24 protein-coding genes are annotated in these 22,400 nt (G+C 53.8%); 11 read left to right on the forward strand and 13 right to left on the reverse strand.

Going from position 1 to position 22,400, the window contains the following annotated elements:
- Positions 1-65 precede the first annotated feature (65 nt).
- The gene (locus K6K13_RS17215; RefSeq protein ID WP_222158069.1) at positions 66-356 is read left to right on the forward strand and encodes a P-loop NTPase family protein; all 291 of its coding nucleotides are present in this window, start codon (positions 66-68) and stop codon (positions 354-356) included.
- A gap of 40 nt (positions 357-396) precedes the next feature.
- Positions 397-630 (forward strand): P-loop NTPase family protein, encoded by a 234-nt coding sequence (locus tag K6K13_RS17220; protein ID WP_222158070.1) that lies wholly within the window; start codon positions 397-399, stop codon positions 628-630.
- Positions 631-684: 54 nt separating this feature from the next.
- Here the strand turns inward: K6K13_RS17220 and bamJ are convergent, their stop codons facing one another.
- Positions 685-1,305 carry a BamJ family beta-barrel-assembly machinery protein gene (gene bamJ / locus K6K13_RS17225; protein ID WP_222158071.1) on the reverse strand — a complete coding sequence of 207 codons (621 nt, stop codon included), beginning with the start codon at positions 1,303-1,305 and terminating at the stop codon, positions 685-687.
- Between the two features lie 346 nt (positions 1,306-1,651).
- Here bamJ and K6K13_RS17230 point away from each other — a divergent pair, with 346 nt between their 5' ends.
- Positions 1,652-2,317 (forward strand): LysM-like peptidoglycan-binding domain-containing protein, encoded by a 666-nt coding sequence (locus K6K13_RS17230; RefSeq protein WP_222158072.1) that lies wholly within the window; start codon positions 1,652-1,654, stop codon positions 2,315-2,317.
- Between the two features lie 7 nt (positions 2,318-2,324).
- Here the strand turns inward: K6K13_RS17230 and K6K13_RS17235 are convergent, their stop codons facing one another.
- From K6K13_RS17235 to rpsF, 5 genes are all read right to left on the reverse strand, one after another.
- Positions 2,325-2,702: a DUF488 domain-containing protein gene (locus K6K13_RS17235; RefSeq protein ID WP_222158073.1), complete on the reverse strand. Its 378-nt coding sequence runs from the start codon at positions 2,700-2,702 to the stop codon at positions 2,325-2,327.
- 146 nt (positions 2,703-2,848) lie between these two features.
- Complete coding sequence (gene rplI, locus K6K13_RS17240; RefSeq protein ID WP_196907796.1) at positions 2,849-3,298, reverse strand: 50S ribosomal protein L9; 450 nt, start codon at positions 3,296-3,298, stop codon at positions 2,849-2,851.
- 41 nt (positions 3,299-3,339) lie between these two features.
- Positions 3,340-3,567, reverse strand: a complete 228-nt coding sequence (gene rpsR / locus K6K13_RS17245; protein ID WP_000135199.1) for a 30S ribosomal protein S18 — start codon at positions 3,565-3,567, stop codon at positions 3,340-3,342.
- Positions 3,568-3,571: 4 nt separating this feature from the next.
- Positions 3,572-3,859 (reverse strand): primosomal replication protein N, encoded by a 288-nt coding sequence (priB, locus tag K6K13_RS17250; RefSeq protein WP_252120538.1) that lies wholly within the window; start codon positions 3,857-3,859, stop codon positions 3,572-3,574.
- Positions 3,860-3,897: 38 nt separating this feature from the next.
- Complete coding sequence (rpsF, locus tag K6K13_RS17255) at positions 3,898-4,290, reverse strand: 30S ribosomal protein S6 (RefSeq protein WP_195312177.1); 393 nt, start codon at positions 4,288-4,290, stop codon at positions 3,898-3,900.
- A 366-nt stretch (positions 4,291-4,656) separates the two neighbouring features.
- Here rpsF and K6K13_RS17260 point away from each other — a divergent pair, with 366 nt between their 5' ends.
- A complete protein-coding gene (locus tag K6K13_RS17260) occupies positions 4,657-6,135 on the forward strand; it encodes a glycoside hydrolase family 32 protein (protein WP_222158075.1) in 1,479 nt (492 codons plus the stop codon).
- Between the two features lie 22 nt (positions 6,136-6,157).
- On the opposite strand, the gene yjfP is transcribed toward K6K13_RS17260, so the two are convergent.
- Positions 6,158-6,949 carry an esterase gene (yjfP, locus tag K6K13_RS17265; RefSeq protein WP_222158076.1) on the reverse strand — a complete coding sequence of 264 codons (792 nt, stop codon included), beginning with the start codon at positions 6,947-6,949 and terminating at the stop codon, positions 6,158-6,160.
- A 265-nt stretch (positions 6,950-7,214) separates the two neighbouring features.
- Between yjfP and K6K13_RS17270 the strand changes: the two genes are divergently transcribed.
- The gene (locus tag K6K13_RS17270; protein WP_222158077.1) at positions 7,215-9,158 is read left to right on the forward strand and encodes a methyl-accepting chemotaxis protein; all 1,944 of its coding nucleotides are present in this window, start codon (positions 7,215-7,217) and stop codon (positions 9,156-9,158) included.
- A gap of 56 nt (positions 9,159-9,214) precedes the next feature.
- Here the strand turns inward: K6K13_RS17270 and K6K13_RS17275 are convergent, their stop codons facing one another.
- A complete protein-coding gene (locus K6K13_RS17275) occupies positions 9,215-12,121 on the reverse strand; it encodes a putative adhesin (RefSeq protein WP_222158078.1) in 2,907 nt (968 codons plus the stop codon).
- A 148-nt stretch (positions 12,122-12,269) separates the two neighbouring features.
- Between K6K13_RS17275 and K6K13_RS17280 the strand changes: the two genes are divergently transcribed.
- The 3 genes from K6K13_RS17280 (at position 12,270) to bsmA (ending at position 13,391) form a co-directional block, all read left to right on the forward strand.
- Entirely contained in the window at positions 12,270-12,557 is a 288-nt protein-coding gene (locus tag K6K13_RS17280) for a hypothetical protein (protein ID WP_222158079.1), read from the forward strand.
- Between the two features lie 43 nt (positions 12,558-12,600).
- Positions 12,601-12,984, forward strand: coding sequence for a YgiW/YdeI family stress tolerance OB fold protein (locus K6K13_RS17285; RefSeq protein ID WP_222161158.1), 384 nt, complete (start codon positions 12,601-12,603; stop codon positions 12,982-12,984).
- A 98-nt stretch (positions 12,985-13,082) separates the two neighbouring features.
- Positions 13,083-13,391, forward strand: a complete 309-nt coding sequence (gene bsmA / locus K6K13_RS17290; RefSeq protein WP_222158080.1) for a biofilm peroxide resistance protein BsmA — start codon at positions 13,083-13,085, stop codon at positions 13,389-13,391.
- A 34-nt stretch (positions 13,392-13,425) separates the two neighbouring features.
- Here the strand turns inward: bsmA and rlmB are convergent, their stop codons facing one another.
- The 4 genes from rlmB to K6K13_RS17310 form a co-directional block, all read right to left on the reverse strand.
- On the reverse strand, positions 13,426-14,160 hold the full coding sequence (gene rlmB, locus K6K13_RS17295; protein ID WP_222158081.1) for a 23S rRNA (guanosine(2251)-2'-O)-methyltransferase RlmB: 735 nt from the start codon (positions 14,158-14,160) through the stop codon (positions 13,426-13,428).
- A gap of 62 nt (positions 14,161-14,222) precedes the next feature.
- The gene (gene rnr / locus K6K13_RS17300) at positions 14,223-16,685 is read right to left on the reverse strand and encodes a ribonuclease R (RefSeq protein ID WP_222158082.1); all 2,463 of its coding nucleotides are present in this window, start codon (positions 16,683-16,685) and stop codon (positions 14,223-14,225) included.
- A 41-nt stretch (positions 16,686-16,726) separates the two neighbouring features.
- Entirely contained in the window at positions 16,727-17,152 is a 426-nt protein-coding gene (gene nsrR, locus K6K13_RS17305; RefSeq protein ID WP_222158083.1) for a nitric oxide-sensing transcriptional repressor NsrR, read from the reverse strand.
- Positions 17,088-17,342 (reverse strand): hypothetical protein, encoded by a 255-nt coding sequence (locus K6K13_RS17310; RefSeq protein WP_222161234.1) that lies wholly within the window; start codon positions 17,340-17,342, stop codon positions 17,088-17,090. The genes nsrR and K6K13_RS17310 overlap by 65 nt, the downstream gene beginning before the upstream one ends.
- Before the next feature lie 289 nt (positions 17,343-17,631).
- On the opposite strand from K6K13_RS17310, the gene codB reads away from it, so the two are divergent.
- Genes codB through codA form a run of 3 tightly spaced genes read left to right on the forward strand, consistent with a single transcriptional unit; the run spans position 17,632 to position 21,374 of the window.
- Positions 17,632-18,894 carry a cytosine permease gene (gene codB / locus K6K13_RS17315; protein WP_222161159.1) on the forward strand — a complete coding sequence of 421 codons (1,263 nt, stop codon included), beginning with the start codon at positions 17,632-17,634 and terminating at the stop codon, positions 18,892-18,894.
- A 3-nt stretch (positions 18,895-18,897) separates the two neighbouring features.
- Positions 18,898-20,133, forward strand: coding sequence for a PucR family transcriptional regulator (locus tag K6K13_RS17320; RefSeq protein ID WP_222158084.1), 1,236 nt, complete (start codon positions 18,898-18,900; stop codon positions 20,131-20,133).
- A complete protein-coding gene (gene codA / locus K6K13_RS17325) occupies positions 20,130-21,374 on the forward strand; it encodes a cytosine deaminase (RefSeq protein ID WP_222158085.1) in 1,245 nt (414 codons plus the stop codon). Before K6K13_RS17320 ends, codA begins: the two co-directional genes overlap by 4 nt.
- Positions 21,375-21,399: 25 nt before the next feature.
- Here the strand turns inward: codA and K6K13_RS17330 are convergent, their stop codons facing one another.
- Entirely contained in the window at positions 21,400-22,320 is a 921-nt protein-coding gene (locus tag K6K13_RS17330; RefSeq protein ID WP_222158086.1) for a GntR family transcriptional regulator, read from the reverse strand.
- Between the last annotated feature and the right edge of the window lie 80 nt (positions 22,321-22,400).

Below are 22,400 nucleotides of genomic sequence, written 5' to 3' on the forward strand. Positions count from 1 at the left end.
CCTCTTCCCTTTGCTCAGTACCGGCGTAAAGTATTCGCTCCTCTTTCTCCTTCGAAGGAGATCAAATGTCGCCAAAAAACAGAATTCATATCTTAGGCGCCTCAGGCGCCGGCGCTACGTCCATTGCCAAATGCCTAGCCGAGCGGGTGGGTTATCAACATCTCGATACCGATGATTTTTATTGGCGCGACACATTCCCTCCCTATACGGTGGCAAACCAACCACAAGAAAGGCAGTTACAACTCGCTGACACACTAAAAGCACACGAACAATGGATTCTTAGCGGCTCACTGTGTGGCTGGGGTGATATCTTTATCCCGAGTTTTGAACTCGTTATCTATGTATGTCTATGTTAACAATGAAAAACGCCTTGAACGGCTCAAGCGAAGAGAACTAATGCGATTTGGGGACGATATTTTGCCCGGAGGCAAGCAGCATGAGCGGTATCAGGCGTTTATTAAATGGGCAGCGGGTTACGAAACTACGATGGATGTCAGTCGAAACGCACTCCGGCACCAACAGTGGTTGGAGAAGCTCCCCTGCCCTGTCATCCACATCATCAATGAAAGCACCGTTGACGAAGCCGTAAGCGATATCGTGTCACAGTGGGCGTTGACCCCGTCCAGTTGAACAGGCTTTCTCAGGATGCGCAGGGAGCATTATGCAACGCCCCCTGCGCCTGCATTAGAGGATTTCCAGCAGTTCGACTTCAAAAATCAGCGCGCTGAACGGCGGAATGGATGCACCGGCACCGCGTTCGCCATATGCCAGGTTATGCGGAATATAAAGTTCCCATTTGGAACCGACCGGCATCAGCGTCAGCGCTTCAATCCAGCCAGGAATAACGCCGCTCACCGGAAATTCTGCCGGTTGTCCGCGCTGCACGGAGCTGTCGAACACGCTGCCATCGATCAGGCGACCCGTGTAGTGTACACGCACACGATCTTGACGTGCGGGGATCGCCCCTTCACCTTGGGTCAGCACGCGGAATTGCAAACCGGACTCCGTCTGGTTAACGCCGTTTTTACCGGCATTGTCTGCCAGGAAATTTTGCCCTTCAACAGCCAACGCTTGCTGGTTTTCACGGCGCACTGCGTCAGCACGTTCATGAATTTCACGCAGCGCGCGATGTACAACATCCACAGGAACGGCGGGCGCATTACCTGCCAGTGCATCACGCAGACCTGCCACCAGGGCTTCAGGGATCAGCCCTTCCAGGCCAGATTCTTGCAACTGTTGGCCAACCTGCAAACCAATACCGTAACTGGCCTGCGCCTCAACGCTCTCATAAGAAGGGGTACTCATGGATGTTCCTCATTGTGTAAAAAAATGAAAACGCAGCATAACAGCGCTGGACGGCAGGGTAAAATCTTCTGTGCGATCGTTATACCCGTCATACTTGCACGTTACCGAGGCGTTGGCAGGGCGCAGGACTGTGAAAATCGGAGCACAGCCAAAAAAATCGGCCCTGTCAGTATGAAAGGCGAGCGAATACCATGCCCTATTCTATACTAAGGGTTCCACTTTCTCTCAAATTTGTTACCTTAAGCATCAACACGTTAGCGATTATGACTCTTGTATTACTTTCGTTGGCGCGTTACCTATATACTGGGCAGCTTTACAGGTTGCTATCGTTGCAAGAGAGGTCACCATGGGCAGAATCGCGCCCAGGAAACGAGTAGCCCCCGCAAGGGATTATCAAGCGCTGATTCGCAGCGTTCTACGCGTTCTTCCGCGTTTGCCTTTGGCTCGGGCTGAAAAACAGCGTAATGCGTCCTCTCTCCCCCTGTCAGCACTGCGTGAGCGCGTGCGTGACGCCTTGAGAGGGCTGTGGCATCACCCTGACAGCTACCACTGGATGGATCCGTTGCCTGCCTTCCACCGCCGTGCGATTCTGATTGCCTTCGCACTGCTGCTGATCGCACTGCTGTGGCCCTATTCGCCGTCAACGTCGCGCACTCCGCCATCAGCGACCCCCATCACCCTTAATGAATCAGCCCCGATGCACGCCAACCTCGCTGATAGCACGTCCGCGCCGGTAGAGCACGCTGCGCCGGCCTGGCAGACGTATCCGATTGCCGCAGGACAAACGCTGGCGCAGTTGTTCAGGGATAATAACCTGCCCGTCAACGATGTTTTTGCAATGGCTCAGGTGGAAGGAAGAGACAAGCCGCTGAGCAACCTGCGTGCCGGGCAACAAGTCAAACTGCGGCTCAATCCACAGGGAATGGTGTCTGAACTGGAGATTGAAACTGCGGATGGCCAGCAGGTGCATTTCACCCGCCAATCCGATGGCGTATTTCTTCGCACGCGTTAAGGTTGGTTCAGGCGCTACACTGTGCGAGCAGAAAATCCCGCAGTACCTGCGCATGATTACACTGCAGCTCTTTGCTGGCATAGAGCAATGTGACTTCACCCGAGCACGTTAACGCCGACGTAATGACTTGCCAATGCCGTTGTTGTGCCAGTTCGGTGCAATACTGCGTAACAAAAGTGTCCCACGCGTCTGGCGCTGCGTGGAATGCCTGACGCAGTGCCGTGCTGGGCGCAACTGCTTTAAGCCACTGAGCGCCTTCCAGTCGCACTTTTCGAACACCGCGTGGCCAAAGCCGATCCACCAGAAACGTGGGGTGAGCAAAAGGCGAGTGCACATCATAAACCCGCTGTAAATGAATACGCGGTGCATCAATGGCTGCGGACATAGCGAGAACCTCCCGTCATAAACCGGGTTAGCATACGCCCAATTCCCTTTGCCGTGCTGACTGATCGCCCCTAAAACGCAAAACGCCGACCCTAAGGTCGGCGTTTCACGCATAACGCTCAGCGCCCGAAGGCACCGTGGCATTGCTTATTCAGCAACAACCAGCACGTTCAGCGTAGCGAACACATCGCTGTGAACCTGGAAGCTCACTTCGTGGTCGCCCAGCGTACGCAGTACGCCGTTCGGCAGGCGAACTTCGCTTTTTGCGATAGCAACGCCAGCAGCAGTGACAGCATCAGCGATGTCACGCGTACCGATAGAACCGAACAGTTTGCCTTCGTCGCCCGCTTTGGACGCCAGGGTAACGGTGCCCAGTTCAGTCAGTTGCGCAGCACGCGCTTGAGCAGCAGCCAGAACGTCAGCCAGTTTGGCTTCCAGTTCTGCGCGACGCGCTTCGAAGAACTCAACGTTTTTCTTGGTTGCCGGCACAGCTTTGCCCTGCGGAACCAGGAAGTTACGAGCATAGCCCGCTTTAACGTTTACCTGATCACCCAGGCTGCCCAGGTTTGCTACTTTATCAAGCAGAATAACTTGCATTACCTTATCCTCTCAAAGTCTCGTTAGTGGACTGTGGCCGATTACTGATGACGATCAGTGTACGGCAACAAAGACAGGTAGCGCGCGCGCTTGATAGCACGGGCCAGTTGACGCTGATACTTGGCACGAGTACCGGTGATACGGCTCGGTACAATTTTACCACTTTCAGTGATGTAGTTTTTCAGCGTTGCGATATCTTTATAGTCGATCTCTTGAACGCCTTCCGCGGTGAAACGGCAGAACTTGCGACGACGGAAATAACGTGCCATTTGGCTAGTCTCCAGAATCTATCAATTCAATCTGCTCGGCATGTAACACCAGTTTGTTCAGCCCATTGCGCCCTTGATGGCTGCAAATAAAGCCCTGAACTCTGATGTGCATACCGACCGTTATACTGTGGGTAATTGCTTGCGACTCACGTCCGCTGACAATCACGGGCATACGGCACCATGCTTGCCGACGAAGTCCGGCTTCCTCCTGTACCGAGCGGTGCTCAAGCACAAACTGGCAGTGAGGAATGCCCGACGGGCTGACCTTTCGTACCGGTGCCTTGCATATCATGCCAGACAGTTCCAGACGATTAGCGGTCGCCACGGCAATTACTCTTCAGAATCCCCAGCTTCAGCATCATCACCGGCTTCAGCGTATTCATCACGACGCTCACGGCGTTCGTCTTTCGCTTTCACCATCGGAGATGCTTCAGTTACAGCGTGTTTGGTACGCATAACCATGCTGCGGATAACGGCATCGTTGAAGCGGAAGTTAGTTTCCAGCTCATCGATCACTTCCTGCGGTGCTTCAACGTTCAGCAGAACGTAGTGAGCCTTGTGCAGTTTGTTGATCGGGTAAGCCAGCTGACGGCGGCCCCAGTCTTCCAGACGGTGGATCTTGCCTTCTGCACCAGTGATAGCACCAGTGTAGCGCTCGATCATGCCCGGAACCTGTTCGCTTTGGTCAGGATGGACCATAAATACGATTTCGTAATGACGCATCGAATAGCTCCTTACGGATTTTTCAGCCTCCTGTCAGGGTCAGCCGCGGCCCATGGAAGCAAGGAACGTGTGTGTATGCGGCTGAAAAAATGACGCGTCAGTATACTTACCCCTGTTAATAAGCGCAAGGCATTCCCTCACCGTTTAGTCATGGGCGTCTGCGCCGCTTTTGGGAAACCAAACTTACAAAAAACAATACAAATAACGTATTATTAACGAGTTAGCGCCAATAATCGTGATATATCTCTCAGTTACCCGACACGACTGTTTGCCAGTCTCAGCGTCAACGTCGACAATTTTTATCATCCAATCCGGGCGTCTCTCTCCAGCGGAACCGTTGTTCAGCAGCGATGACAGGTGCATGCCATGATAAAAAACCAAACGCTTCACGATGCGAGTCAGGCCCAGCGCCTGCTGGAAAAGCAGCGAAAAGCGCGTTTTTACCCGGCTTTCCATCTCGCGCCCCCCACGGGCTGGATGAACGATCCAAACGGGTTGGCGTACTGTGATGGCCGTTATCATGTGTTTTATCAACACCATCCTTATGATGAACACTGGGGCCCCATGCATTGGGGGCACATGACAAGCCACGATCTGGTGCACTGGCAGCATCAACCCATTGCGTTGGTACCTGGGGACGCTTTCGACAGAGACGGTTGTTTTTCCGGTTGCGCCGTGAATGACAATGGTGTGCTTACGCTTATCTATACCGGTCACGTGTGGTTACAGGGTGTTGGTAATGACGGCGCAATCCGCCAGGTACAATGCATTGCCACCAGCGAAGATGGCCTCCATTTCACCAAGCATGGTGTGATAGTCACCCCACCCGACGGCATCATGCATTTCCGCGACCCCAAGGTTTGGAAGCAGAATGGCCGCTGGTTTATGGTGGTGGGCGCGCGTGATGCCAATGATCGGGGTCAGGTATTGCTCTACAGCGGCACCTCTCTGTTCCAATGGCGTCTGGAAGGGGTGCTGGCTAAAGCCGATCGCTGGTTGGGCTACATGTGGGAGTGCCCGGATTTCTTCCCGCTTGGGGATAAATACCTGCTGATGTTTTCACCACAGGGCATGACGCCCGAAGGCTATCGCTACCGTAATCGCTTTCAGAGTGGCTATATTTTGGGACGCTGGCAACCGGATCACCCTTTTACGCTTGAGCAGCATTTTCAGGAGTTGGATTCCGGTCACGATTTCTATGCGCCACAATCTTTTGTCACCGCCGATGGACGCCGTTTGCTGTTCGGTTGGATGGATATGTGGGAGTCCGAGAGACCCACTCAGGCCGACGGCTGGGCTGGATGCCTCACGCTGCCGCGCGAATTGTCGCTGGATGCGCAAGGGCGCGTCAGAATGATGCCGGCACGGGAACTGCAAGCACTACGCCGGGAAGCGCACACCCTGCCCGCTTTTTCGCTGAAAAACCAACGGCGCAGGCTGGGGATCAGCGCACTTCAGGCAGAAATTCACATGACGTGGGATATTCAAAAAAGCCAAGCGGAACGCTTCGGCATCGAGATTGCCGTCAGCGACGATCGGCGCTATGTCACCCGGTTTTATGTCGATACACAGTCTCGTCGGTTGGTGTTGGATCGCAGTCAATCCGGACTGGGCGTCGGCGGCTATCGCAGCGTGACGCTGCCCGACGGCGACACGCTTGATCTGCGGATCTTTATCGACCGCTCCTCTGTGGAAGTCTTTGTCAATCAAGGGGAGACCTGTCTTACCAGCCGTATTTATCCGCCAACAGAAGGACGCGGCATCGCGCTTTATGCCGAGAATGGGGAGGCATACTGCCAGACCTTTACCCACTGGCAGATGGCATCCATCTATCCTGAGCCGTAACCACAGCGCGTCAAGGGGGACGTCAGACAGTCCCGGCTAGCGGCGCCTTAGGCAATGGCTCGGCGGCAAACTGTCGGGTAAAGAAGCGGCTGCCCGCCGTCAGTGCCAACGGAGTGATTCGGTGCGCCACATCGCGTTCAGTCAGGTAGGTGACGTTATGATGTTGATTATCCGCTTTGAGTGCTGCATACAAGCGTGCACTATCGGCGGCGGGTACCACGTCATCAGCATCACCATGCCACAGTAATAGTGAGCGATTTGCTAACGCAGTCAGCCGGTCGGAGACATCATAGTTGGCCAGCGTTTGCGCCAACTGGCGCAGCAGATCGTCAGATCCCGGACTGCCCACGGGAACCGGAGGGAAAAGCGAGCGCGATAGCGCTGAAAAATACCCGGACCCCATAAACGCCGCGACGGCTGAGATCCACGGGTAGCGCGCCATGCTGGCCAACGCGGTCATGCCTCCGAGCGACGCACCCGCAACGCCAATTTTCTCATCAGCAATCCACCCGCGCTGACGCGCGGCATCCACCAGCCCCGGCAATTCCTGCACGTTAAATTGCAGAATATCCCAGAAATGGCGTAAACGGCGGGCCTCATCACCGTCATAACGCGCACCGTGCATCGCCGCATCAGGCAAAATAACACGAAACCCCACTTGTGCTAACGCATAGCCAAAATAGGCGTATACTTCCTTGGATGAGGTATAGCCATGAAAAAAGAATATCGTCTGTAACGGAAACGCCTGCTTACCACTAGGCGTTGCATGCAGGACATCAATCCCGTTGAGGGTATCTGGCGAAATTTCTACCATGTGGGTTCTCTCTCTTTTTTCTTTCCGCACATCATTAAGCATAAACTCGGGTTGCCTAACACCCTATCACCAAAAATAAATTTTTTTTAAATACAAATTCGCAATGATTTATAACAAAGACTGCAATGTAAAGTTACACAAATCAGATGAATTATTTACTTACACTGCCGTTACTGGCGTTAACTGCTGGCGCTTGACTGTACGGCAGTTGACAACATCATGGGTCATTTTCCAGCACGGATTGCACTAATAAAAGAGACATAGCATGCTGCAATTTTCTTCTTTTCGACACTGGGGTTTAGGCATCAAGCTCTCGGCAATCGCCTCGCTGAGTGTGGCCGTGCTGTTTTTGGTTTTCACACTGTCACTGACGCGCTCTGCGGGCGATCAGCTAAAATCACTGACGCTGCACGATATGCAAAGCCAGGTGACTGGTGTAACAGACATGATCACCATGTACGATGCCGGATTACAAGCAGAAGTGGGTAATTACAGCACGCTGTTCGCCAGCTTCCTCCCAACCCAATACAGCATTGATACTACCCAACGGGTGCCTTACGGAGATGGTTCACAGCCCACGCTGAAAGCAGGCGATACGCAGTTGAATGTGAATACTGCCATCGTGGATGATTTTCTCAGCCGCACCGGCGCGATTTCAACACTGTTTGTGCGCGACGGCGATGACTTTGTACGCACCACAACCTCGTTGAAAAAAGAGGATGGCACCCGCGCCATCGGCACCCGACTTGACAGAGAGAGCGCTGCCTACACCAGCATTATGAAGGGTGGCACCTATAGCGGACTGGCGCCGCTGTTCGGCAAGCAGTACATCACCCAATACACGCCCATCAAAGATACGTCAGGCCAGATTATCGGTATCCAGTTTGTGGGTATCGATATCACGCGTGAATTCACTCAAATGCAGCAACGCATTTTGGAAAAGCGAATTGGTGAAGATGGCCATTTCTTCGTGATTAATGCGAAAAAAGGCAACGAACTCGGCAATTACCTCTTCCACCCAACGCGCGCTAACCAGCGTCCTGACTGGTCCGAAGGCACACTGAACCAGATTCTGGCTACCCATGACGGCACGCTGGAGTATCGCGACAACAGCCTGTCGCCGAACGAACAGGAACAGGTGATGGTTTTTCAGGCAGTACCGCAGTGGGGATGGGTGATCGTGGGTACGCTGAGCAAAAGCAGCCTGCTGGCTAACATCACTCACACGCGCAATCTGTTCCTGGCGGGTGGTGCCTTATTGACACTGATCTTTGCCGTGTTCTTTATGTTACTGACACGCCAATGGCTAAGCCGACCGCTGGAAGAGGTGGTTAAAGTGGCGGAACAGTTCTCTGCCGGAAACCTGCAAGCCACGATGACCACGCAGCGCAATGATGAAGTGGGCCGCTTGATCGGTACCATCAACGGTATCGGACAGGGATTGACGCGCATCGTCGCCCAGGTGCGCGCCTCCGCAGAAGAGATCAGCGAACAGATCAGTCGTCAAGCCAGCAGCGTGGAGGAAACCTCTGCCAGTATGGAGCAGATTTCAGCGACGGTGAGACAGAACGCCGACAACGTTTCCAGCGTGCGCCAGTTGGCAGAAGAGAGCGCCAACGCCGCACAGCACGGCAGCGAGCGCGTAAGCGATAGCGATAGCGTCTCTACCATGAGCGACATCAAGGATTCATCGCAGCGTATTTCCGATATCACCTCAGTGATCGAATCCATCGCGTTCCAAACCAACATTCTGGCACTGAACGCCGCGGTAGAAGCGGCTCGCGCCGGAGAGCACGGTAAAGGTTTCGCCGTGGTTGCCGCCGAAGTACGCGCGCTGGCACAGCGCAGCGCAACCGCAGTGAAGGAGATTGAAACGCTGATTAACGAATCGCTGGAAAAAATTGAAGCGGGTTATCGCATTTCCGCCAAAACCCAGTCGGCGATGGACGATTTACTGCAACGTATTCATCAGCTCAGCACCATCATCAATGAAATTGACACCGCTTCACGTGAGCAATCGACAGGCATCGAACAAGTCAATATCGCCGTGGTACACATTGGTCAGGCAACGCAAAAAAGCACTGAACTGGTGAGTAATTCGGAGTTCACGGCACAAGGACTGCGCCAGAAGGGGCATCATCTTACTGAACTGGTCAGCGTGTTTCAGATAAACGAATCAACCCCTGCGCTGACGCAGTTGCAACGTTAAGCACAGGGTTAATTCCCGGCCTCCGCTGCGCTTAGGCAGCGTGAGGCCGGTGGTGTTTACACGACGGGCAATGCGCCAGAGGATAACACCGCGTCACCCAGATCGTCATCGTAACGCTGAAAGGGCAAGTCCTCGTGTTCGCGCGTCAATGTGGTACGCGTTACTCTGACCAGACGCTGTCCCTTCGACAGATTATCCGGTGCGGGATACGCTAATCGGTAAGTCGATATCTGGTCCTCCGGCAGTGCAAAATTACTGCGGCAATGGGAGAACACCAGCGTGTTATAGAGCTCACCGTTGACGTTCAGCAGTTTCCCTTCCTTGTCGAGATCAATCACGCGCTGAACGCTCGCCAACATCGGATCGGAATCAATCTCATATTTAAGCTGCGTGTTCACGATCAACACATCGCTTAACACCGCTTTGTGCTCCGCAGCCAGTCGCCGATTTTTCACCAGTGCCTGACCAATCTTCCATTTTGTGTCACCGGCATAATGGAAATGGCGGTAATTCTGCAACCCCTCCGCGCGCCCCATGCTGTTTTTTACTTTGAGCGGCTGATAATCATCTTTATATAGCCACTCATCGTGGTGCTGGGGAATAAAATGCGTCTCCTGCTTTTTGCCTCTGATCGTTAAAAATGCCCTGAAACCCGCTTCATCATTCATAACGGCGTCCAGACCGGGATCCTCAAGAAAAGTACCATGCGGAGAGAGCATTTTTAACGTGATATCCGAAGGGAGAATAACGCTGGGTTGAGCCAGATCGCTATCGAAATAGCCGCCATGGGCCGAAATCACCAATATTTTGCTACCCTGTTGTTGGGCGCCTTTGGGGCTTTTGGTAAAAAGCTGCACATAATGGTCATCTGCCAGAGTACGATAGCCGACGGTGCCAACCTCGCGTGCATTACGTATATTGATGGGCGTAAAATCAGGGCTTTTTTTATAGAGTCGCTTGTCGTGATGGCGTCTCTCACCCCTGATTTTTTTGCCTTTTAATCGAATCGGCTTTGGCACAAATGATTGACGCTTGCCCGTAGATACCATCATTTGTCGTGCCTGTATCTGTTGAACACTCAAGCGACCGGCACCAATGACATCACCCAGGGTGCCGAATGCAAGAAACCACGCCCCGATTTGAGCTTCGGAGAGTGCCTGCTCATACACAGCACCATTATCAGTGCTGGCAGCCTGTTTCAAATTGACCGCTATTTCACCCAAGCCAGAGGCAAGCCCGATAGTTGCCAGTACCGCAGCGCCTGTAGGGCCAGTTACTATCAGCAACAGCATGCCAGCAATGGTGCCAGTAGCGGCCAGAACCCTTTTATAAAACATCAAATTCCTGTCGCGGGTAAACTCATCGCGGGTATACACCACGGCATCGATATTCTTCTCCATCTGTTCCAGCAAGGCCTGATACAGCCGACGTTGATAATCCTGTCGATATTCGTGCCGCAGCGCCGGCTGTAGGCAAAATGTGGGCAGATCCACGCCACGATACATATTCGGGTTACACATCAGCGTAGGCTTCAATCCCCCCTCAGCTAAGCGCTGCTCATCAAATATCGAGAGATGCTTACGAATAAAATCTTCAAACGCAGGATCAAATGCATAACGATTGGCAATTTTCATCTCTGAATGGGCCAGAGAAATATACGCCACGCGCGAATCAAGCACGGTGGACAGAGCAAGAAGATGCGGAACAACACGATCCTTCACGGTTACCAACTGCGGATTGAGTTTACCGTTAAGAAAATGGCGAATGGCAGGGGGAATATCCGATGAATCGAGCGTTTCAAGCGCATGAATCACAATACCAATGGCACGGAAGTCGAGCGTCGCCTCAAACAGGCGCTGAAACGTAGTGTTGGCTTTCAGTTCGCTGAGCAACGCACCAAGCTCCGTAGCGATATGGTCCGCAATGTTCGGCGTTCTCATACACGCCAGACGCAAAAAGGGATTGGCATCGGCAGGGAAGTAGAAGGACGAGTCTCCTTGCGCAAGCGCCTCTCGCGTGTGAACCCCCAGATAAAGCGCCTTAGTGGTGAAATGCTCAGGCAGGTAGACCCGATCCCCATTGAGCATCCGATGGGCAAACATGATTCGATGAGATTGATCGAGCGCAGGAGGCGGAAAATGTTTCGCCAGTTGCGCATAATATTTCTTGTATACGTCTGTTATTACACGGTTCAGACCTGCCGCATTTCCCTGCCAGTATGCAGAGTGTTGAATAGCATGCTGACGTGATTCCTGCGCATATTTTTTCATCAATGATTGCGCTGCAGCCGTCTTGCGCCTGGGCGAAAAATGCGGAGGCGTTTCATTCAGATAGTGTTTGACGTAGCTGATGTGGCTGAATTTCGCCAGCCGTCGGCGGGCTGCGCGTCCCAGCTTTTGATAGCTAAGGCGAAACGGTGTCTCTTTTTCCCCCAGCCCCAGCAATAGCATATCGAGAACCATCCAGCTATAGGCGGGTCCTCGTGTTTGAATGTCTTGCAAGGGAAAACGCAAAAACTCACTACTCAATATGGCAACGACATGAGACTTATCCTCCGTCGGTAATTTAGCGCGGTCATACATCAGGTTAATACGAGAGATCGGTAAGAAAGCGTTCTTGGTATTGCGCAGCGCTCTTATGGCGCGATCCGCATGCCTTTTCTTTGCGGTCTGAAACTGACGTAAATAATCCGCCAGCGCCCTATGCTCAGCGTCTGAAAGCACCTCAACCTGCGCATACACCTCCGGGTTCGCATCAGCACGCGCACTGGCGTGTTCCACTGACTCGGACGCTAGCGGCAAAAGCGCCAATGCGCTATCGCGATATCCCGCGGGAGGCAAATAGGGTGAACATGTTCCAACGTGGGCAGTGCCAGGATACAAATCGATAAGCCGCCCCTCAGGCTCCTCCTGATATCGCGAGCGAAAAGTGGCGATCCCGGCGGCCCCTGCCCGCCACGCCATCTCGCCCAATAGCAGAAGCCCCCCAATAGCACCGTTTTTTTAACACGCGATGCCCCTGCGCTTCCCCGCGTGTTCCTGGGCCTGAATGCCCTGTTAGCGGCCTCAACGTCAGATTCTAACGTCAGAGAGGAGGCGGATACTGCGCGCAATGTATCTCGTAGCGGTTTACGTTCATCGTGAACCCCGTTTGATGGCGTTTCACACCGGGACGGTGGCATCACAGAATGCATCGCGTCGCCAGAAGCGCCCGAGACAGGAGGTAACAACGTCATGGAAAGATACCTTTCTAAAAGGATTAAAAAAGACGAGTGAAAAAAGGCGGGATGATAAATCAATTAATAAACAGCATGTTACAGAAAACACCCTTGTTATAAGACACAATAAAACCGGAAAAAAACAGGATAAAGCGTTTCATTTCTTGAGAATAAAAGCATAACCGCCCACACTTATCTCAGGCCATAACCCTCAAGGACATCATGATGAAGAGAACGTTTATCGCCCTTTTATTGGGTGCCGTTTCGGTTGGTGCGGTTGCGCAGCAAGGAGGATTTGTTGCACCGAACAGTGCAGGCACTACGTCAGGAGGATTCAAAGGCCCGGTGCCCGGTTTGACCACCGTAGAACAGGCTAAAACGCTCAGGGACGATGCGTGGGTGGTATTGGAAGGTCATCTGATCCGGCAGTTAGGGCATGAACTGTACGAGTTTCGCGACAGTTCAGGCACCGTCAATGTTGATATCGATGACAAGCGCTGGGCAGGGCAAACCATCACCCCCAATGACAAAATTCGTATCGAAGGCGAAGTCGATAAAGACTGGAATAGCGTAGAGATCGACGTTAAATCCGTACATCTGGTGAAATAACACGCCACCACCGAGGGGCTTAACGCCCCTGTTCACTCAGGGCAAGCCACGCTAGACTGCGGAATACCACGCCCCCTTTTTACTGTTGCAAGGAACTTATGACTGCGCTCACGCGGTTCATCACCTTTTCCCTCACGACGCTGCTGTACGCCTGTAGTAGTTTTCAAGGCAAGCCAATGCCGTTGCCACCGCCAACACCGCAGGCGCAGCTTATCGTCTATGTCCAAACCGGCACCTTAGAGAAAATGGGATCGATATCGGTCAATGTGCGCGGCAGTACCGATGACGCCGATCGCGCCATTCAACAACGCGCGGACGCTTACGGCGCACGCTATTACACCATCACGTTGAAGCAAGAGCATGCATTGACCAACACGTGGACATCACGCGCCGTGCTGTACCGCTAAACCGACGCGTTGTTGATGCACAAAACAGGCGTGGTTACGCCAGACGCTGTCTGACCGCTTCAAACAAACAAACGCCAGTCGCGACCGAAACGTTAAGCGACGAAACGCTACCGGCCATTGGAATACTGATCAACTCATCGCAGTGTTCACGCGTCAAGCGGCGCATCCCTTCCCCTTCCGCGCCCATGACCAGCGCCAGCGGACCGGTCAGCTTACTTTGATAAAGCGTATGGTCAGCCTCACCTGCCGTCCCGACGATCCACACCTGATTTTCCTGCAACAGACGCAGCGTGCGCGCCAGATTGGTCACGCGAATCAAAGGCACATTTTCCGCCGCCCCGCAGGCCACTTTTTTCGCGGTAGCATTGAGTTGCGCAGAGCGATCGCGCGGCACAATGATCGCATGCACCCCGGCGGCATCGGCGTTACGCAAACACGCGCCGAGGTTGTGAGGATCGGTGACGCCATCCAATATCAATAAAAACGGCTGCGCCACACTTGCCAGCAGATCCGGCAGATCGCTTTCCTGATACTGACGCCCCTCTTTGACGCGCGCCACGATCCCCTGATGCACTGCCCCTTCGACCTTGCTATCCAACCATTGACGATTCGCTACCTGAATCACAATGCCATTAGCTTCCAGGGCCGCGATCACCGGTTGCAAGCGGCGATCTTCACGCCCTTTAAGGATAAAAACTTCCAGAAAACGCTGCGGGTCGCGTTCTAACAGGGCATTGACTGCGTGGATACCGTAAATAATTTCGCTCATTGATACTCTTCAAACGTGATGTGTTAACGAACGGCGCAAACTCCGCCGTTCGCTGTGGGCATTTACTGTGCCGCGTTCTTTTTACTGGCGCGTTTCGCCTTGGTGGCGGCGGCGATCTTACGCGTTTTTTCGGCGTTTTTCTGCGTCTTGTCGGTCTTTTTCTTCGCTTTTGCCTTTGCTTTCACCTTATCAGGCGCAGCCTTTTTCCCTGCGTTATCGTCCTTGCGGAACGCGCTATCAGGTTCAAAATTAGCCGGTTTTTTACCGCCACGCCGTGCAGGTCTTGCATCACGGCGGACAGGCTTTTTCGCCTTGTCGCGTGCGGTTTTACCTTCACCACGCACTTTGCGCGTGCTGGAGAGCAGAGAGAAATCGATATTGCGTTCGTCCATATTGACCGCTTCTACGCGAATTTCGACCTCATCACCCAGACGATAAACCTGTCCGCTCGATTCACCGATCAGACGTTGGCCCACATTGTCATAACGATAGTAGTCGTTATCCAGCGTGGAGACATGCACCAGACCGTCGATAAACAGGTCGTTAAGGCGCACGAAGAAGCCAAAGCCGGTGACGCTGGCAATAATCCCGGTAAAGGATTCACCGACGTGGTCCTGCATAAAGTCACACTTCAGCCAGTCGGCAACATCGCGTGTGGCTTCGTCCGCACGCCGCTCGGTCAACGAACAGTGCATGCCCAGTTGCAGCATTTCATTGAGATCGCTGTGCCAGCCGCCGGTCGGCGTCCAACGCTCACGACGATCGCTCAGCAAATACTTGATGCCACGGTGCAGTGACAGATCGGGATAGCGGCGAATCGGCGAGGTAAAGTGACCGTATGAGGTCAGCGCCAGGCCAAAGTGGCCGCGATTTTCCGGATCGTAAATCGCCTGTTTCATGGAGCGCAACATCATGGTTTGCAGCATTTCATGATCGGGACGATCCGCCACCAGCGTCATCAATTCCGCATAATCTTTCGGTTCCGGCTTCATCCCGCCTTTCAGCGTCAAACCAAGCTCGCCCAGCACGCTGCGCAGTGCCAGCACATGGTCTTCACTCGGGCGATCGTGCACCCGGAACAGCGCAGGCTCCTGATTTTTCTCAACGAATCTGGCAGCCGAGATATTGGCCAGGATCATGCACTCTTCAATCAGTTTATGCGCATCGTTACGCACCATGGATTCCACGCGTTCGATACGGCGTTCCGCGTTGAAGATAAACTTCGCTTCTTCGGTTTCAAAAGCGATGCCGCCACGCTCTTCGCGCGCTTTTTCCAGCACCTGATACATGCTGTGCAGCTCTTCCAATCCGCCTACCAGCGGCTGGTAATGCGCGCGCAGCTCCTCATCACCTTGCAGCATATGCCACACCTTGGTGTAGGTCAGGCGCGCATGGGAGCGCATCACGGCTTCGTAAAATTTGTACGTCGACAGTTTACCCGTCGCAGAGATGGTCATCTCGCACACCATACACAGCCGATCCACGTCCGGGTTCAACGAACACAGGCCGTTCGACAGCACTTCCGGCAGCATTGGCACCACTTGCGAAGGAAAATAGACCGAGGTGCCGCGCGCCCGCGCTTCATGATCCAGCGGGGTGTTAGGGCGTACGTAATAGCTGACATCGGCAATGGCCACCCACAGACGCCAGCCACCACCGCGTTTTTTCTCGCAGTAAACCGCATCGTCAAAATCGCGCGCATCTTCACCGTCAATCGTCACCAGCGGCAACGCGCGCAAATCAACACGCCCTTTTTTCGCGCTTTCCGGCACCTGTTCGTTGAAATCTTTGATCTGTTCTTCAACCTGTTTCGACCAGGTATGCGGGATATCGTGGGTACGCAGCGCGATATCCACCGCCATGCCGGTACCCATTTTATCGCCCAGAATCTCAACAATCTTCCCGATGGCTTTAGTGCGACGCGTGGGGCGTTGGGTTAACTCCACCACCACCATGTAGCCCATGCGAGCGCCGTTGATGTTTTCTTGCGGGATAAGAATATCGAAGCTCAGACGACTGTCATCCGGCACCACAAACCCCATACCGGCATCGAGGAAGTAACGGCCGACAATCTGCCCGGTACGCGGCTCCAACACTCGCACGATACGGCCCTCACGCCGCCCTTTGCGATCGGCACCCAGCGGTTGTGCCAGCACCACATCGCCGTGCATGGTGCGTTTCATCTCTTCCGCTGACAGGTACAGGTCGTCTTTACGCCCTTCTATGCGCAGGAAACCAAAGCCGTCGCGGTGGCCGATCACCGTGCCGCGCAGCAAATCCAGTTTTTCCGGCAGCGCATAGCATTGACGGCGAGTAAACACCAGTTGACCGTCACGCTCCATCGCGCGCAAACGACGGCGCAGCGCTTCTTGCTGCTCTTCCGTAGTGAGTTCCAAATCGGCTGCCAGGTCATCGCGGCTGATAGGCGTATTGCGTTTTTCGATGTGGGCCAGAATGTATTCGCGGCTGGGGATGGGTGATTCGTATTTTTCTGCTTCACGTTCCAGGAATGGATCTTGGGACATTGCGGTTCCTCCGTTGTCTTCAGCAGAAGGCTGAACGGACTTCATTCAACCAACAATAATTTATAAAGCGGCGGGTTCTCTTTCACCATATCGGCCAACGTATGTTGGTCCAGTTCGAAGAGAAAGCGCTGAACGCCCTGTTGCAGTACCCCTTTTAAGCGGCATGCTGGCGTGATGTGGCAAAAATCATGGTTACAGTTGACCAGAGACAGTGGCTCCAGCGCGCGCACCACATCGCCAATGCGAATGGTTTGTGCAGGCTTGCCCAAACGGATGCCGCCATTTTTACCGCGCACGGCCATCACAAAGCCAGCCCGACTAAGTTGATTGATAATTTTGACCATATGATTACGAGAGACGCCATACACTTGCGTCACTTCAGTAATATTCGTCATCTTCCCTTCAGGCAGTGATGCCATGTAGATCAGCGCGCGTAATCCATAATCCGTAAAACTGGTTAACTGCACAGAAACCTCGGATACCCTTGAGTATCGGTAGGAACGTCGCATCCATGTTCATCGCAACAATGCTCAGCGCAACAATGTTCACAGCAGCAACGTTCATCACATCATTAAAACTCATGTTGGCAAAGCCACAGAAAGAAAATACGCCACCAACATGAACGAAAAACAACATAAGAACCAGATTTACTAGCAATAATAAACCAGTCGCAAATGATCCGGCGAATTATTTAGCATATTCCCCGCGTTTCGACAGGGGTTCTGTTTTTTTTTCTGAAAAAAGACGCCCCCATTTTTGTGCAATGCACACCACCTTGCACAGCCGCAGGGCATATACATAATATAAAACAGCTAAAAATGTGCATCATGCACAGATAACCTTATTCTGTTTATCCATCTTTTTATGCCGTAAAACGGGCACGGATATTGCTGTATTTCCCACGTTTTTATCAGCCCTACTGTGGGCATACCAGAGGAATGCAATGATGTCGGCTCAAAACGAATTCCCCCTTAGCGAAGCCCCCAAAGAGGGACGCAAGGGATTACTATCTATCTCCATGGTGCTCTTCAGCTTTACCTTTTTTACCGGCACCATGTTTGCTGGCGGAAAAATCGGCGTCGCTTTCAATATCGTTGATATGTTGTGGGTAGCGATCATCGGTAATGTTTTGCTGGCCACGTATGCTGCCGCGCTGGCCCTGATCGCCGCACGCAGCGGCCTGAATTCAGTACTGATGGGACGTTTTTGCTTTGGTGAACACGGCAGTAAACTCTCTGATTTTCTGCTCGGCTTTGCCGAACTGGGCTGGTACGCCTGGGGAACAGCCACGGTAGCGATTGCACTGGTCAAGCTGTTGGCTCTGCCGGAGAGCGTCACGTCGCTGTTGATGGTGCTGTTTGGCCTCGGCTTCTGCCTGACCGCCATCGTCGGCTACAAAGGGTTGGATGCGCTGTCACGCATCTCTGTACCACTGATGTTTGTGATGCTGATTGTCTCCATGTGGATTGCCACGCATGACGTCGGCGGCTGGCAAGGGTTGGCGAAAAGGGTGCCGGACCAAACCATGAGCTTTTCTGCCGCCATCACTATGGTGTTCGGCACCTTCGCCAGTGGTGCCACGCAAGCCACCAACTGGACACGCCTGGCACGTAGCGGCCGTATCGCCGTCAGTGCCAGCTTTATCAGTTTCCTCGGCGGTAATGGGTTGATGATTATTTCCGGGGCTTACTGTGCCATCGTCTACAAGCAGGCTGATATCGTAGCCGTGATGATGTTGCAGGGGCTCTCGATCGCTGCGGTGATCATGCTGTGTCTGAACCTGTGGACCATCCAAGGACCGACCATCTACAACGTTTCCGCCGCGGCCTGCCACCTGCTGCGCAGTGAGCGACGTCGTACCCTGACGCTGATTGGCGCTGCCATCAGTATTGTGCTCGCCATTGGCGGCATGTATGAAATGCTGATTCCGTTTCTGATCCTGCTGGGATCGATCATTCCTCCGATTGGTGGGGTCATCATGGCGGACTATGTTTTCCGCTATCGCGGCCAGTACCCTTCCCTGCACTCCACCACGCTGCCTCGCTTCAACTATATCGGCCTCAGTGCCTATGCCATCGGTGCCGTTCTGGCTTATTTGTCGCCGTGGATTGCACCACTGGTAGGGATTGCCGCTTCGGCAGGCAGCTATGTGTTGCTGAGCGTACTGGCAAAACGTTTTGCGCCAGCTCTGGCGCTGTCAGGAGAGTAAATCATGAACCTCACGGTGGGTGACATTCTGGCACTGCCGGGGCTTGAAGCTCTGCGGCTGCGTGCTGGTCAACGCCACTGCCATCGACCAGTACGCTGGTATTACGTGGCAGAAAACGAAGGGATCGCCGATTGGGTCATGGGCGGTGAACTGGTGTTCGTCACCGGCATCAACCATACCCGCGATGAAGCGAACCTGCTGCGTTTGTTGCAGGAAGGCCACCAGAACGGCATCGCCGGGATGGTTATTCTCACCGGTGAGGCGTTTATTCACGCGATCCCTGATTCTGTGGTTGCACAGGCGGATGCGCTGGGTATTCCCCTGATAGAACAGCCCTACATGCTGAAAATGGTCATCGTCACACAGCTTGTGGGCACGGCGCTGGTACAACGCGACAGCCTGCTACGTTCACAGCGGGAAATTTTGACCCAACTGCTTACCGGCGATTACCCCAGCATCGAACTGACGCGTCAACGTGCTTCACATTTACAGTTAACGCTGAACCGCCCGCACCGGGTGATTACTCTGCGCCTGTCAGGTATCCCCGCATTGTTTGATAACGCGCCGCCGGACCGTGCCGAAGCGCAGCTACAAGCCGCGCGTCAGGCGCTGCGACAGGCGCTTGAAGAGCGGCTTGCCACTCTGCCTGCTTCGCTGCCGCTGGTCACGCTAGGTGAACTGTTTATTCTGTTCTGGCCAGAAGTGGATGCAGCGTTTCTTGATGGCAAAGCCTGGCTGGGAGAAATGCGCCAGTCTTTAAGCCCATCGCTCCAACCGCTGTCGCTATTTTGTGGCCTCTCTTGCACAGTCACCCAGGCACACCATTACCGGCGTGGATTGGGCGAGGCGCGACGCGCGTTGGAAGTGGCTGAAAGCATGCGTCCTGACAAAGGGATATGTGATTTTAGCGCCTTGGGCGTGCTGCAATTGCTGACAGCGATTCCCGACCAAGAGTTGCTCAACCGCTTTATGAAGGAAACACTGGGGCCGCTGTTTGCCACCAACCGTAAACATCCGGCGCTGTTGATCGACACGCTGGAGGCAATATTGCAAGAAAACGGCAACGTGATCAAAGCCGCCGAGCGTCTCGGCATTCACCGCAACACCCTCAATCAACGCTTGCAACGGATCGAACGTCAATCCGACCACCGCGTGAACGATCCGCAGTGGCGGCTGAACGTCTCCGTTGCCCTCTTAATCTGGCGCATGTCTCATGCGCAACAGCAGGAGTTTCTATGAAAATCATCAATGCCGCACTGCGTCATCAACCCGGCCTGTTCACACTCTCTCTGGAGCATGGCGTGATTACCGCCATCGATGCGCAACCGGCCTTAATCGCACCGGTTACTGCCCCTGATCTATTGGATGCCGCAGGCAATCTGGTGATCCCGCCGCTGGTGGAACCCCATATCCATCTGGATGCAACCCTGACGGCAGGCGAGCCAGAATGGAACATGAGCGGCACGTTGTTTGAAGGCATTGAGCGCTGGAGCCAACGCAAAGCCACCATCGACCACGAAGACACCAAACGTCGCGCCCACACCACCATCGGTATGTTGCGCGATCACGGCATTCAGCATGTACGCACCCACATCGACGTAACCGACCCGACGCTGGCTGCGCTGCAAGCGATGCTGGAAGTAAAAGAAGAAGCGCGCGATCTGATCGATCTTCAGATTGTCGCTTTCCCGCAGGAGGGCATTGAATCTTTCGATAATGGCCGTCGCCTGATGGAGGCCGCGATTGATATGGGGGCCGACGTGGTCGGCGGTATCCCCCATTTCGAATACACTCGCGAGCAGGGCGTCAGTTCCATCAAGTTCCTGATGGATTTGGCTGAACGCACCGGTTGTCTGGTGGATGTGCACTGTGATGAAACCGACGACGCACAGTCGCGTTTTCTCGAAGTGCTGGCGGAAGAGGCGCGTGCGCGTCAAGTGGGTGAATTAGTCACTGCCAGCCACACCGTGGCGATGGGCTCTTACGATAATGCCTACTGCTCCAAACTGTTCCGCCTGCTAAAACGCTCAGGGATCAGTTTTGTCTCTTGCCCCACCGAGAGTATTCACCTGCAAGGGCGCTTTGACACCTTCCCGAAACGCCGTGGCGTTACCCGCGTGGCGGAGCTGGATCGTGCGGGTATGAACGTCTGCTTCGGACAAGACTCCATCAAAGACCCGTGGTACCCGCTGGGCAATGGCAATATTTTGCGCGTACTCGATGCCGGATTGCACATTTGCCACATGATGGGGTATGACGATCTGCAACGCTGTCTGGATTTCGTCACCGATAACAGCGCCAAGGCGCTCAACCTCGGCAATCGTTACGGGATTGCTGTGGGTCGCCCGGCAAATCTGGTGATTCTGGATGCAGAAAACGACTACGATGCCGTGCGCAAGCAGGCCAAAGCGCGCGTTTCCATTCGTCATGGCAAGATCATCATGCAGCGCGTGCCGGAACAACTGATCTACCCGGCATAACCCTCCCCTCCCGCCAACGCGGCACTCAGGACGCCGCATTGGCGGGCATTTGTCGTTCCATCGAATCGATCATCGACTGCTTCGCGGTATCCAAATGGCGGCGCAGTTCACGCATTGCGAGCAGATCGTTACGACACAGCATCGCGCTCAGCAATGCCAGATGCTCCTCCACCGCCAGCGCATTGCGTTGCTTGAGCGAGCGCTCGTCCCACTGGTAGTGAAAGTGGAACACCACCGAGATTATCTCGCTCATCTGATCAAAAAACGGATTATCCGCGGCAGAAATAATCAGTTGGTGCAGTTGCTGATCCAACGGCGAAAACAGGCGATAGTATTCCTGAATGCGATTACGCAGTTCACGGTGGCTCTCCAGCAGTTCTTTCACCGTGATCCAACGCGGATCGCTGTCAGGCAAGTTCATAAAGGCGTTGAGCGCGTGCGTTTCCAACATCTCCCGCAGTTCGAACAGTTTTTCGGCATAGGCCTGATCGAACTGCTTCATACGCCAATAGCCCCGGCGCAGACTCTCTATCAGATCGTAACGTGAGAAACGCAGCAGAAACTCGCGCACGACTACCGGTCGGACGTGGCACCAACGCGCCAATTGCAGTTCGGTAAAAGCATCGCCCGGCACGATCTGGCGCTGATTGATCATGTGATAAAAGCGCTTTTCGAACAGTGCCGTCTGTTCCTCCAGCGTTTCCGCAATCACATCAAAACCGTCATTGTTCTGCGGCACGCGCGCGATGTGATATTTGCCGCCTTCGCGCACCACAATGCCACGCTCCGTCAGGTAATCCAGCGTGTGCATCACGGTAGTCCGACTGATGTTGAACATCTCGGCCAGCACCGCCTGCGAAGGCAACGGAGAAACCAGCGAAGCCTGATTTATCGCATCGAGAAACTGATTAATGACATGCTGGCGTAAGGTCGGTGTACGGCTCATAAAGTACCCGTTATGGTTTTTTATTCATTAAAAACCGATTAAGAGCCGAAGTCAGTGTGATTTATCACATTACTGAAAAC

The sequence above is a fragment of the Symbiopectobacterium purcellii genome, from assembly GCF_019797845.1.
GTDB classification, from domain to species: Bacteria; Pseudomonadota; Gammaproteobacteria; order Enterobacterales; family Enterobacteriaceae; genus Symbiopectobacterium; species Symbiopectobacterium purcellii.